This window comes from Patiriisocius marinistellae (genome assembly GCF_009014635.1).
Classification (GTDB): domain Bacteria; phylum Bacteroidota; class Bacteroidia; order Flavobacteriales; family Flavobacteriaceae; genus Patiriisocius; species Patiriisocius marinistellae.
The window spans coordinates 255,094-268,090 of sequence record NZ_BKCF01000003.1; the positions used below are offsets into that span (position 1 = coordinate 255,094).

10 protein-coding genes are annotated in these 12,997 nt (G+C 34.1%); 2 read left to right on the forward strand and 8 right to left on the reverse strand.

Annotation, left to right across the window (positions count from 1 at the left end):
- The 8 genes from bshA to GB234_RS09870 all read right to left on the reverse strand — a co-directional run bounded on the left by bshA (position 1) and on the right by GB234_RS09870 (position 9,686).
- Positions 1-1,134 carry an N-acetyl-alpha-D-glucosaminyl L-malate synthase BshA gene (bshA, locus tag GB234_RS09835; RefSeq protein WP_151894385.1) on the reverse strand — a complete coding sequence of 378 codons (1,134 nt, stop codon included), beginning with the start codon at positions 1,132-1,134 and terminating at the stop codon, positions 1-3.
- 51 nt (positions 1,135-1,185) lie between these two features.
- Positions 1,186-4,104, reverse strand: a complete 2,919-nt coding sequence (locus GB234_RS09840; protein WP_151894386.1) for a serine hydrolase domain-containing protein — start codon at positions 4,102-4,104, stop codon at positions 1,186-1,188.
- Positions 4,105-4,310: 206 nt separating this feature from the next.
- Positions 4,311-4,796 carry an ABC transporter ATPase gene (locus tag GB234_RS09845; RefSeq protein ID WP_151894387.1) on the reverse strand — a complete coding sequence of 162 codons (486 nt, stop codon included), beginning with the start codon at positions 4,794-4,796 and terminating at the stop codon, positions 4,311-4,313.
- 126 nt (positions 4,797-4,922) lie between these two features.
- Entirely contained in the window at positions 4,923-5,714 is a 792-nt protein-coding gene (locus GB234_RS09850; protein WP_151894388.1) for a (Fe-S)-binding protein, read from the reverse strand.
- Between the two features lie 62 nt (positions 5,715-5,776).
- A complete protein-coding gene (locus GB234_RS09855; RefSeq protein ID WP_235906111.1) occupies positions 5,777-6,145 on the reverse strand; it encodes an LNS2 domain-containing protein in 369 nt (122 codons plus the stop codon).
- Between the two features lie 91 nt (positions 6,146-6,236).
- Positions 6,237-7,559, reverse strand: a complete 1,323-nt coding sequence (locus tag GB234_RS09860; RefSeq protein ID WP_151894389.1) for a 4Fe-4S dicluster domain-containing protein — start codon at positions 7,557-7,559, stop codon at positions 6,237-6,239.
- A gap of 2 nt (positions 7,560-7,561) precedes the next feature.
- Positions 7,562-8,515 (reverse strand): MlaD family protein, encoded by a 954-nt coding sequence (locus GB234_RS09865; protein WP_151894390.1) that lies wholly within the window; start codon positions 8,513-8,515, stop codon positions 7,562-7,564.
- 46 nt (positions 8,516-8,561) lie between these two features.
- The gene (locus GB234_RS09870; protein WP_151894391.1) at positions 8,562-9,686 is read right to left on the reverse strand and encodes an N-acetylmuramoyl-L-alanine amidase family protein; all 1,125 of its coding nucleotides are present in this window, start codon (positions 9,684-9,686) and stop codon (positions 8,562-8,564) included.
- A gap of 68 nt (positions 9,687-9,754) precedes the next feature.
- Here GB234_RS09870 and GB234_RS09875 point away from each other — a divergent pair, with 68 nt between their 5' ends.
- Positions 9,755-12,556 carry a putative LPS assembly protein LptD gene (locus tag GB234_RS09875; protein WP_151894392.1) on the forward strand — a complete coding sequence of 934 codons (2,802 nt, stop codon included), beginning with the start codon at positions 9,755-9,757 and terminating at the stop codon, positions 12,554-12,556.
- A 50-nt stretch (positions 12,557-12,606) separates the two neighbouring features.
- The gene (locus tag GB234_RS09880) at positions 12,607-12,987 is read left to right on the forward strand and encodes a Rid family detoxifying hydrolase (RefSeq protein ID WP_151894393.1); all 381 of its coding nucleotides are present in this window, start codon (positions 12,607-12,609) and stop codon (positions 12,985-12,987) included.
- Positions 12,988-12,997 lie beyond the last annotated feature (10 nt).

A 12,997-nucleotide genomic window follows, 5' to 3' on the forward strand; every position in this document is an offset into this window, starting at 1 on the left:
TTAAACCACAACACTTTCCATAGCTCTTTCGTACAGCATTTCGTATTGAGATACTACTGTGTTTGTATCAAATTTTCTAGCGGTTTCTTTTGCTTTCTTTTTAAAGCTTAATAGCATTTCATCATTACTAAGAATTTTAATCGCATTTGCTGCCATCTTATCCACATCTCCTACATCACTTAAAAAACCACTTTCTCCTTGAATGTTAACTTCTGGCAAACCTCCCGTATTACTTGAAATTACTGGAACGCCACTCGCCATTGCTTCTAATGCCGCTAGACCAAAACTTTCTTTCTCAGACGGTAATAAAAATAAGTCTGTAAAGCATAATATTTTGTTTACTTCATTACTATTTCCGAGGAAAATAACTTTATCATCTAACCCTAGTTTAGCTACAAGTGCTTCTGCAGGCTCCCTCTCTGGACCTTCTCCCACGATTAATAATTTTGATGGAATTTTTTGTTGTACTAAATTAAAAATTTGAACAATATCTTGTACCCGTTTCACTGGTCGTAAATTACTCACATGTGTAATAATCTTTTCGTCTGGCAGTGCCATTAAATCACGCTGACAATCTGTATAGGGGTTCACATAATCCTCTACATTTATAAAGTTAGGCACTACTTCAATTTCATTTCTAATATCAAATAAACGCAACGTATCATCTTTTAAACTTTGTGAAACTGATGTAACACAGTCACTGTTATTAATACTAAATGTTACGGCAGGTTTATAAAATGGATGATTACCCACAAGTGTAATATCTGTACCATGTAATGTTGTTACCATTGGGATTTGTATGCCAACTTCAGATAGCATTTGTTTAGCCATATACCCAGCGTATGCATGAGGAATTGCATAGTGAACATGTAAAACATCGATTTTAAATCTCTTTACAGTATCTACTAATTTACTAGAAAGTGCTAACTCGTAAGGCTGATATTTAAACAAAGGATATTGAGGTACCGAAACTTCATGAAAGTGAATGTTACGAGATAATAAATCTAAACGCACTGGTTGTTTATATGTAACAAAATGGATTTCGTGTCCTCGTTCTGCCAATGCCACTCCTAACTCTGTTGCTACTACACCACTTCCACCAAAAGTGGGATAACAAACTATCGCTATTTTCATATTCTATTTTTAAAATAAGCGCTCAAGGCACTTTTATTCGCTTCTTAATTTTTATCTAATAATAGCTTCATAAATTGCCTCTTGAATATCGCTTCGTAGATTTGACCTAATTAGCTTTCGGTTACTTGCATTTGGGTATGTTCGGTTCGACATGAACACATATACTAATTCTTCCTCAGGGTCTGCCCATGTAAATGTCCCTGTAAATCCACTATGACCAAAACTTGTCATTGAAACACAACCGCACGTAGGTCCAGAATTTCCTAATTGAGGTTTGTCAAAACCCACTCCACGACGTACGTTATCATCACAATAATAACATGTATTAAAATCTTTTAAAGTATCCTCAGTTAAATATTGTCTACCACCATAAGTACCTCCCCATAAATAAAGTTGCATCATCTTTGCTACATCGTTAGCAGTACTAAATAATCCCGCGTGACCACTAACTCCGCCAAGCATTGCTGCTCCTTGGTCGTGAACATATCCATGAACTTTCTGCATTCTAAAATAATCATCAACTTCTGTTGGGACAATATCTGCTTTATTAAATTTTTCCAAGGGATTGTATGTTGTGTAATTTGCTCCTAAGGGTTCATAAAAATCTCGCTGTACAATATCTTCTAATTTACTATCAAAGAATTCCTCTAAGTATTTCATCACTAAATAATAAGGCAAGTCGCTGTATTTGTATCCCGCCCTACTACGTAACTCACTTTCTTTAATTTGCAAATAAACACTGTCTTTATATTCCTTTTTCATATACAAATCATTTGCTACTTTGTATGGAAACTCACGGCTGTATTCTTTTTCATACCATTTAGTCATTGGTTTTTTTGTAGCTGTATCCATTGTTTTTACATAATAAGGAATCCACGCTTTTAATCGAGCTGTATGTGTTAACATTCTTCTCAACGTAATGTTTGCTTTATCTGTGCCTTTGTATTCTGGTAACATTTCGGACAGTTTTGTGTCCATTGATAACGCTCCCCTGTCTACTAACTCCATTACAACTGGTAACGATGCCAAAATTTTTGTTAGTGAAGCTACATCATATAAGTCATCATCTTTCACACTGTTTTTTTTGCTTTGTGTATGATATCCAAAATTTTTGCTATATACAACTTTACCTTTTCGAGCGACTAGAATTTGTGCTCCTGGCATCATTCCAGCCCAAAGCCCACCGTTAGCGAGCGAATCAATTTTTTTTAATTTATAACTACTTAATCCAACAGATTCTGGAGTTCCATAAGTAAGTTTTTTAACTTCATTAGTTTTAATTTGAGTATTTAAAGGAAAGTCTTCTCCAAGTGAAACTGGTAGTTTCCCATTTGCAGCACGAGCACCAAAAATGAGTTGTGCAGATAGTGATTGAGAGACCTCGCTATTTTGATATGACATAATCACACCTTCAATATTAGTAGAAGTTTTTAAGTCTAACATTGCATAAGGCCTTGCAAATACATCCAGTATTAATGTGTTAGTACGTGCAATTTCTTGTAACCAAGCTAACTCTCTATTTGTAAATTTAAAATCTTTCCAAGGGTTGTCATTAGATTTATGAAAACCTGCTATTACATAATCATATTTTGAAAGCTTTTTCACGTAACTATCTAAATTATCAGCTTTGACGTAATCAATTTTCGCATATTTCCGAAGATATTTTAAAAATGGTTTTCCATCATCATCACCAAAATTAATATACGCTATCTTTTTATTTGCAACATTTTTAATAGGTAATATAAGGCTATCATTCTTTAAAACAGTTATTGCATTTTCCATTGCGCGTTCGTACAAAACATCATCGACAACAGAATTTAAATCTTCTACAATAAAAAACTCCTGTACTGGTGTATAGTTATTTAACCCAACCATATACTTTGCCATTAATATTTTTTTAACTGAAAGCGCCAAACGCTCCTCAGTAATTACCTGTTCTCTATATGCATTAACTAACAAGGCATGTGCTTTAGGGATATCTTCACTAATTAATAACACATCATTACCTGCCATAAATGCTGCTAGGTCAATTTCGCCTGGTTTTTTAAAATTTGATACGCCTTTCATGTTTAAAGCATCGGTAAATATCAAACCATTGAAACCCAATTGTCCTTTAAGCATATCTGTCACAATTGTTTTTGAAATTGATGACGGTAACCCGTCTTTTTGCTCAAGCGACGGTACATTTAAATGTGCAACCATTACACTAGCTAATCCATCTCTTATCAACCGTTTGTAAGGATACAACTCAATGCTATCAATACGTTGTTTGGTAAAGTTTATTGTTGGTAACGTTTTATGAGAATCAGAATCTGTATCTCCGTGGCCTGGAAAATGTTTTGCGCTCGCAAGTACTCCGGCACTTTGCATGCCTTCCATAAATGCTAAAGATTTTTCGGTAACATTATCTCTATCCTCTCCAAAAGAGCGATTACCAATAATAGGGTTTTTAGGATTTGTATTAATATCAACAACGGGAGCAAAATTAATATGCACACCCATTCTGCGGCTATGTTCACCTATTCTGCGACCTACACTTTTAACAATATCATTATCAGTAATAGCACCTAACGTCATGTTCCAAGGATATGCATACGTAGAATCTAATCGCATTGCCAAACCCCATTCTGCATCCATTCCTATCATTAATGGTACTTTACTAATAGCTTGAAATTCATTATTTAACTTTGCCTGGCGCTTAGGGCCTCCTTTAGAAAAAATCACACCACCTATGTGTTGATTTTTGATCAACGCTTTAATTTTATCAGTTTTAGATTTTGGGTCACTTGAAAAAGCATCAACCATAAAAAGCTGTCCTACTTTTTCTTCAATCGCCATATTATCATAAATACTATCAACCCATTGTTGTTGTTTGACCACATCATCACCCACAATTAGAGGATTGAGTTGTTGGGCATTCGCCGAAATATTAAACAATAAAAAAATAAAGGGGGCAAAATATTTTATCATAAACATCACCCGAGAAAGCAGGTGTCTTTTTTAATACTCAAAAAGTATGAGTATTTTTTGATGCCATTAAAAACTTAATTTCTGCAATAAAGATGCAATTATGGTTAAGTTTAAAGAAGTATCTAAATTGTTAAAGAAATGCATGTTTCTGAAGTAAAAGTTACTAGAAACACACGTGCAATTTTTCTACTATAAAATTACAAAAACTATGCTAGAAATCTATTGTGCCAACTTTCTTTTGCAGGAACTTCCCAATTTTCCTTATACTCAGCTTTTGTATTAACCAAATTGTTAAAAACTACAGTATTAGGGGAAACAGATTTATTCTTTGCCATTTTTCTGAAATCAATCAAACTTTTATGCGCAATATGCTCTCCATTATAATAAGTGACGTTCATTTTATCCATTAAATCAACATCAATTTCATTTTCAATTTCTTGAATAAAATGCACAGAAGCATCAATACTACAACCAGATGCTGATGCGTTTTCTTGATTTAATCCTATAACAATAAATCGATTATATTTCACTTCAAAACCAGCTTCTAAGTTAGCACCATGAGCTGTCCATTGTGTTAAAAAAAATTTTGCCTTTTCTTCTATTAGAGAAACCTCATCATCAGTAAGTTTGCGATTAGCTTGATATATCCAAACACGTGAATCGTCTGGTAGGTTTGTGAAGTCTGTGAGCATTTAGGTTTGTAATTTGAAATGTTATAATTCTCTATATTGAAAAGTTTGTGATGTAAGAAATAAAGTGTGAGAAACGCTATGGTTGAAAGTTAAATGAGAAGTTTTAATTAAACATAAAGCTTCTATTTAAAGTTCTCCTGCACTAGCGATCATCTCTGCTACATCCATTACTTCTACTGCACCTTCTTTTCCTGTTCCTTTAACCCCGTCTGTCATCATTGTATTACAGAAAGGACAACCTGCGGCAACAATTTTGGCGCCAGTTTCAATTGCTTCCTCTGTACGTTCAATATTAATGTCTTTATTTCCTGGCTCAGGCTCTTTAAACATTTGCGCTCCACCTGCTCCACAACATAATCCTTTAGACTTACATCGTTTCATTTCTACAAGCTCTACCTCTAACTTTTTAAGCAAGTCTCTTGGCGCCTCATATTCTCCATTTGCTCTTCCCAAGTAACAAGGATCATGAAATGTAATTTTCTTTCCCTTAAATTTTCCACCTTCAACTTTTAAACGTCCGTCATTTAATAGTGACTTTAAAAATTGAGTGTGGTGCATTACTTCATAATTCCCACCCAATTGAGGATACTCGTTATTAATAGTATTAAAACAATGTGGACATGCAGTAACTATTTTCTTTACCTCGTACGCATTCATTACTTCAATGTTAGTAACGGCTTGCATTTGAAATAAAAACTCGTTTCCAGCTCTTTTTGCTGGATCACCTGTACAGCTTTCCTCAGTACCTAATACTGCAAACTCTACTCCTGCATTGTTTAATAATTTTACAAATGCTTTTGTAATTTTCTTCGCTCTATCATCAAAACTTCCAGCACAACCTACCCAAAATAAAACTTCGGGTTGTTTTCCTTGTGCCATAAACTCGGCCATCGTGGGTACATGTAATTGTTCGCTCATATTAATTGTCCCGTCTTGAACGGGGATTATTTTAATTATACTTGAGAAATTGCTTTTAAAACCTATTCCTCAAAGACTTGAATTGTAACTTCTTTTTCAACTAGCTCTGTAAATTTCCCTTTGTATCTCGTTGCTTTTACTAAGTGATTGTCTACCCAATGATAGTTTCCTCCCCTTGGTTTTCCCATTAATAAAGAATGAAATTTGAAACCATGTTTATTCAACCAGTCTATTGTTACCTCACGGTGATCTTCAGTTCTTGAGGTAAAAAAACAAATAAGATGCCCTTCATCGTACCATCCATTTAGTGTTTTTAATGCATCTGGAAAAGGCTCGCATGTCGCCATACGTTCTGGCTCTTCATTGGGTACGTCTTCGGTAATGGTTCCGTCAATATCTATAAGGTAGTTTTTAACGCCTTCGGGCAACATGGGACTTGCATTTTCTCCTTGTGCGTCTTTAACTATATGTAGGTTGTTTTTACTCAAAATTTTGTTGTTATATATTTCCGAAGGGAAACGATTAATCATTTTTCCAATTCAATCTATCTTGTTGATTAAATGGCCACGGTGCTCCGTTGTTTTCAATATTTGTCATTGTTACATTTAGCTCGTTTGGTGCAGCACTCTGCTCCATCACTAAATATTGACGCATGTCCATAATTATTGATAAAGGGTCTATACTCACAGGACAAGCTTCTACACACGCATTACAAGTTGTGCAGGCCCATAATTCTTCAGTAGTAATATAATCGCCTAGTAGTTGCTTATTATCTGGAACAAAAACGCCTTTATTAGCGTCTAAATTCTTTCCAACTTCTTGTAGCCTATCTCTCGTATCCATCATAATTTTACGAGGAGATAGTTTTTTACCAGTTTTATTTGCTGGACACTCATCTGTACAACGTCCGCATTCAGTGCATGTGTATGCATTGAGTAATTGGATTTGGTTTAAATCCATTACATCACTGGCTCCAAATTTTTCTGGAGCGGGTGCATCTGCTGGTGGGGCTGCAAATGGATCTACATTAGGGTCCATCATCATTTTAACTTCTGCAGTTACAGTTTCATTATTTTTAAACTGCCCCTTAGGCGTTGTTCTTCCATAAAAGACATTAGGAAAAGCAAGCATTATATGCAAATGTTTTGAAAAGTATAAGTAATTTAAAAATACTAATATACCTACAATGTGAATCCACCAAGCGGCACGCTCTATTAATATGAGTGTTGCTTCGCTCATGCCTTCAAATAATGGTTGTAAAAAGCCACTAATAGGAAATGAACCTGCTTGTGTATAGTGGTCTGCTCCCATATTTTGCAATGCCAAATCTGCTCCGTTCATTGTAAGGAACAAAATCATTAAAACAACTTCAAAATATAAAATTATGTTTCCGTCTTGTTTGGGCCAACCTTTCATTTCATTTGCCCAAAATCTTTTTAATTTTATAACATTTCGGCGTAGCCAAAATGCTATAACACCAACTAATACTAAGAATGCTAATACCTCGAAGATGGCTATTAGCGCATCATAAACGGGGCCTAAAAATGCAAAAACACGATGTGTGCCAAAAAGTCCATCAATGATGATTTCTAAAACTTCTATGTTAATAACAATGAAACCTACATAAACGATAATATGCAATGCTCCTGATACAGGGCGTTTTACCATTTTTGATTGTCCAAGTGCAATCCTGGCTACGTTTGCATAACGCTCAGCTTTATTATCAATTTCCTTTATGGATTTGCCGAGTTTAATATTTCGGATTACCTTAAGTATGTTCTTTGTAAAATAGCCTATTCCCGCCACAAGCAGGAATAGGAAAATAATGTTAGGAATATATTGCATGTTTATTGGTCTGGGTCGTCAGGTGTATTATACTCTTTATTTTTTTTGCCAAATACTGAGATATGTACATACCTTTTTGGGTTTAGTTTTACGTCTTGTAATAATTGTTCTAATTGTCTTGAAGCTCCTTCAAGGTTTTCGTAAAGTTTATCATCTTTTAACAATTTTCCTACACTTCCTTCTCCATTTTCAAGGCCCGATGCAATTGACTCAAAACGAGAAATTACTGTTTGAAACTCAGTAACTAACTTGCCTGTTTCTAGCTGAGCTAATGAGTCTGACAGTTGGTTGAAATTTACTGCCATTTCATCAAGATTCGTAAATGTACGGTCTAATTTATCTGAATTATTCCGTAATAATCCATCGAGGCTATTAGATGCTCCATTTAAAGACCCCATTGTGGCGTTTAATTTTTTGATTGCTCCTTGTAAATCCTCACGAGTTTCATCATCAAGTAATTTTGTGAATGAAATTAATAAAGAATCCATCGTAGCGAGAGTACCATTTACCTTCTTCTCTAAAGGCCCAAGCGCTTTTGTTACGGCTGTAAGCATTCCATCTTCTGAACTTCCTAAAAGTGTATCTCCGCGTTGTGCCATATTTCTTGACGCATATTCTGGAACAATACTTAATGCCTTTCCTCCTATTAGACCTGTACTATAAATATTAATTGTACTTTGTTTTGAAAATTGAAATTCCTCTTCCTCTACAGAAAATTCTACTACTAGTTTACCTGTGTCGCTAACATAATCAATATCAGTCACTTTACCTATAATAAGGCCGTTTACAGTAACGGGCGCACTTTTAGCAAGGCCTTCCACATTATCGTACTTAACGTAGAATGTTCGGGTTTTCTCTAAAAGATTTGTGCCTTTGAGATAACTGTATCCAAAAATGAATAGCAAGATCGCTCCAATTGCTAGGATACCTGTTTTAACTTCTCTGGATAGTCTCAATGAATAGATTTTTAAGTATTACAAGCAAATTTAGTAATATTTATTATTAATTGTCTTGGTTCTTTAATACATCTGAAAGTTTAACTTTTTTTTCACCTTTAAATGCAACCACATAGGCAGATGTATAACCCTTTTCTTGAGCAAAAGTTTTCATTAATTGTATCTCATTATAATCTGAAGTTTTACCGTAATAATATTTATAAAGCGCTCCCTCCTTTTCTCTGTCTACTCCTTTTAATCCTTTAAAATTATAAGGTTTTTCATCAAGTTTTTTAGAACTAGCTGCTAATTGCACTCTAAAATCAATGCCTTTAAAGTTTTTTTCTTCTGAGGTTTTAATGGCTTCTTTAATTTCCTCTTCAGTTATAGTTGGATTTTGAGCATCACTTGTTGCTAAAGAAATACTCTTTTTATAGGCAATAATACCGTTTGCAATTTCGCGAGACATTTCTTTTCTTCCCTTGCTAGAATTTATGTAAGCACCTTCAGCTTTATTTGTTAAAAACCCCATTTCAATCAAAACACTTGGCATATAACTATGATGAAGTACCCAAAATACATCTTGTCTTACACTTCTATCATTTCTGCCAAGTTTATTCACCATGTTATTTTGTATCAATCCAGCTAGCATAATGCTTTGATCTAAATATTCTTGCTGTAAAATAGTGAGTCCAATTAATGACTCTGGTGAGTTAGGGTCAAAACCGGCATAACGCTCTTCATAATTTTCTTCAAGAAAAATAACTTCGTTTTCTTTTTTTGCAGTACTTAAATTTTTACCAGATTTATTTAATCCCATTACAAAAGTACCTGCTCCATAAGCACCAGTTCTTGTAAATGCATCACAGTGAATTGACACAAAAATATCTGCATCAATCTTATTTGCTATAGGGGCACGCTCTTCAAGAATTACAAATACATCCGTTTTTCTAGTGTACACAACTTCAAATCCAGGTGTGTTTTCTAAGATTTTCCCTACTTGCAATGTAACATCAAGTACAATATCTTTCTCTATATATCCATTTCCGCGGTTACCAGTATCATGCCCACCATGGCCTGCATCTAGAACTACAACAAATGGCTTTTGTTGTAATACTCCTGCAATGAGTGTCGTCTTATTTATAACAAGACAAAAGGAAAGTACTAAAAGAAATAAGAGATTCGTTTTCATAAAGATATAAACGTATGTATTATTGAGGTATTTTAATTTTTCATATTTTAAAAGTCAGCCAAAAAAATATGCTTAATTTTGACCTTGCAAATAGTAAGCCAAAACTACAAAATAACAGCGCTATCACATTGGGGTACAAACAACACTTATTAACGTTTTTTACACTACTGCTACTTGGCTTATGTACAAGTGTTAAGGCTCAAGAAGTCCCTAAAAAAGATACTCCAACAATACCTGCAGAAATAAATCAAGAAGAAAATATAGATGGCGAAACAATAGTTGTACCAGTACCTAGCATTATTGAAGAAGTTGATGAAAGAGCACAAGACACAACTAAAACAGATACCATTAAACCTCCCAACCAAGAAGTTTTAAAAGACATAGTGGAATATTATGGAGAGGATTATGTGTACATCGACAAAAAAACCAATAAGGTTTACATGTATAATAAAGCATACGTTATTTATGAAGATGTACGTATTGACGCTGGGCTTATCATTTTAGATTATAATAAAAACGAAATTTACGCAAAAGGAATTGACAGTGCTGGTAATTACTCACAACGTCCTGTATTTACTCAAGGTGCAAACAAAGTAGAGCCAGATTCCATAAAATATAATTATGATTCAGAAAAGGCACTAGTATATAACTCACGCGGAGAAGAATCTGGTTTTAGATATATTGCCGAAACAACAAAAAAAGTAAATGATTCTGTGATATTCCTTCGTAATGTAAAATTTACAACATCAAAAAACATTGAAGATCCAGAATATTATTTCTACACACGCAGAGCGAAATTTGTCCCAAAGAAAAAAATTGTAACGGGGTTGACAAATATGTACATTGCAGATGTTCCTACGCCCATAGGACTTCCCTTTGCCTACTTTCCACTAACAGAAGATAGAACCTCGGGGTTTATAATACCCACAATAGGCGAAAACAATAATCGAGGATTTTTCTTTCAAAACGGTGGATATTACTTAGCTCTTTCAGAATATTTTGACTTAACATTACAAGGAGATTATTATACAAATGGAAGTTATGCACTACGCGCACAATCTGCCTATGCTCTTAAATATAAATTTACAGGAGGTGTAAACATTCGCTATGAAAACTTAATTAATAGTGAACGGGGTTTTCCAGATTTCTCACAAAGTACATTATATAATATTCAATGGAATCACTCACAGGACCAAAAATCGAGTCCATTGTCACGTTTTTCTGCTTCTGTAAACTTTGGTAGTAGTGAATATTTCCAACAATCAATTAATCAAATAAACAATGGTAGTGCTTTAGTAAACACACTTCAGTCTTCTGTTAGCTATTCAAAAACATTTGAAGGAGACCCACAAGTAAATACAACCGTTTCTCTTAATTTAAACCAAAATACACAAACACAAGAAATTAATCTAACACTGCCTAATATAACCGCAAACGTGGGGAGAATTTTTCCTTTTGCTCCTAAAACAGGAACTAAAAAAGGAATTATCGATAATATTAACTTACAGTATGATGTTACTGCGCAAAATAGAATTAGAACAACAGATTCTCTCTTTGGAACTTCTAGCATGTTTGATGATGCATTGATAGGTGTTCAACATAGAATTCCTATTAGTACAAATTTTAAAGTACTTGAATATCTTAGTGCTACCGCAAGCACAACGTATACTGAGACATGGTCATTAACAACATTTAACCAGCGATATGATATTGATGCAAATGAAGGTAGCGGTGGCGTTGTGAGAGACACTATATCTGGATTTGATAGTTACAGAACATATAATTTTAATACTAGCTTAGGTACCACTATTTATGGAACATTTAATATTAGCGAAACAGGAAAGATTCAAAAAATAAGGCACGTAATGCGTCCTTCTATCTCGTATAATATCAATCCAGGTTTTGAACAATATTATGATCAATATGAAATTCCTCCATTAACTGCAGACCCTGATGTGAATGCAGAGATTGTTCAATATTCTCGTTTTGAAAATACTATTTATGGAGCCCCAGGAAGAACATATTCGAGTAATATAGGTATGTCATTAAGCAATAATTTTGAAGCAAAAGTTAGAAGTAAAGATTCCACGGCTACTGAACCTAAAAAGGTAGTATTATTAAACAATCTTACATTTTCAAGTGGCTACAACTTATCTGGTGATTCATTAAAATGGAACCCAGTCTCAGTTCGTGGTGCAGTACCTATAATTCCTAAATTAGATATTAACTTTAGTGCTACATTAGATCCTTATGCATTAGACAATAATAATCAAAGAATTGACACATATAATACAGAAAACGGAGGAAGTCTTTTTAGACTAACACAAGGAAATGTTAGTTTAAACTACTCATTCTCTTCAGAAGATTTCAAGGTAAAAAAAGATGACGAAGATAAAAGACTGGATGATGCAACGTTTAGAAATGGTGGTCGCCAAGATGACCTTTTTGGACAAGGAAATGACAACTTTGATGGCAGCCTTTATGAAGATGATGATGACGAAGAAACAGTCACAAATAAAGACTGGTTTAAATATACTATACCTTGGGATCTTAGGCTTGCTTATACAATTACCTATAACAACATTGCCCGCCAAGATGAAATATCTTCACAATCATTAATGTTTAGTAGTAATTTAGAATTAAGTCCACGTTGGAAAGTAGGTGTTTCCTCTGGATATGATTTTAAAAACAAAGGAGTCACTACCACTCAATTTAGATTTCAAAGAGATTTAGAAAGCTGGAAAATGAGCTTTAACTGGACGCCAATAGGTGCTGTAAATACATCTTGGTATTTTTACGTAGGAATTAAATCTTCAGTTTTAAGTGATATTAAATATGATAAACGTAGAGAACCTGATCAACGTTTATAGTAGTTTAGAAATCCTAATTATATCTTGCTAAAAACTTTCAAAAATAATTTATGAAAAAAATAATCCATACTGATAAAGCCCCTGCCCCTATTGGTCCTTACAATCAAGCAGTACTTTTTGGTAATATGCTCTACACATCTGGTCAAATTGCAATAAATCCTGCTACAGGAGAGTTAGAAATAGATGAGATTAAAGCCGAAACAAAATTAGTAATGGAAAATTTAAAAGCCGTATTAGCAGCTGCAGATATGACTTTTGAGCACGTTATTAAAAGCTCTATTTTTGTGAGTGACATGCAGAACTTTAGTCAAATTAACGAAGTGTATGGCTCTTATTTTAATGAAGCTACAGCACCTGCAAGAGAAACTGTTGAGGTTGCTAATTTGCCTAAGTTTGTAAACGTGGAAATTTCAGTTATTGCATCTTTATAAGAAAAATACA

Excerpts from the sequence above, each read along its gene's own strand:
- GB234_RS09845 (WP_151894387.1), bottom strand. The coding sequence starts at position 4,796 with ATGCTCACAGACTTCACAAACCTACCAGACGATTCACGTGTTTGGATA.
- GB234_RS09870 (WP_151894391.1), bottom strand. The coding sequence starts at position 9,686 with ATGAAAACGAATCTCTTATTTCTTTTAGTACTTTCCTTTTGTCTTGTT.
- GB234_RS09880 (WP_151894393.1), top strand. The coding sequence starts at position 12,607 with ATGAAAAAAATAATCCATACTGATAAAGCCCCTGCCCCTATTGGTCCT.
- GB234_RS09860 (WP_151894389.1), bottom strand. The coding sequence starts at position 7,559 with ATGCAATATATTCCTAACATTATTTTCCTATTCCTGCTTGTGGCGGGA.
- GB234_RS09840 (WP_151894386.1), bottom strand. The coding sequence starts at position 4,104 with ATGATAAAATATTTTGCCCCCTTTATTTTTTTATTGTTTAATATTTCG.
- GB234_RS09855 (WP_235906111.1), bottom strand. The coding sequence starts at position 6,145 with ATGTTGCCCGAAGGCGTTAAAAACTACCTTATAGATATTGACGGAACC.
- GB234_RS09850 (WP_151894388.1), bottom strand. The coding sequence starts at position 5,714 with ATGAGCGAACAATTACATGTACCCACGATGGCCGAGTTTATGGCACAA.
- GB234_RS09875 (WP_151894392.1), top strand. The coding sequence starts at position 9,755 with ATGCTTAATTTTGACCTTGCAAATAGTAAGCCAAAACTACAAAATAAC.
- bshA (WP_151894385.1), bottom strand. The coding sequence starts at position 1,134 with ATGAAAATAGCGATAGTTTGTTATCCCACTTTTGGTGGAAGTGGTGTA.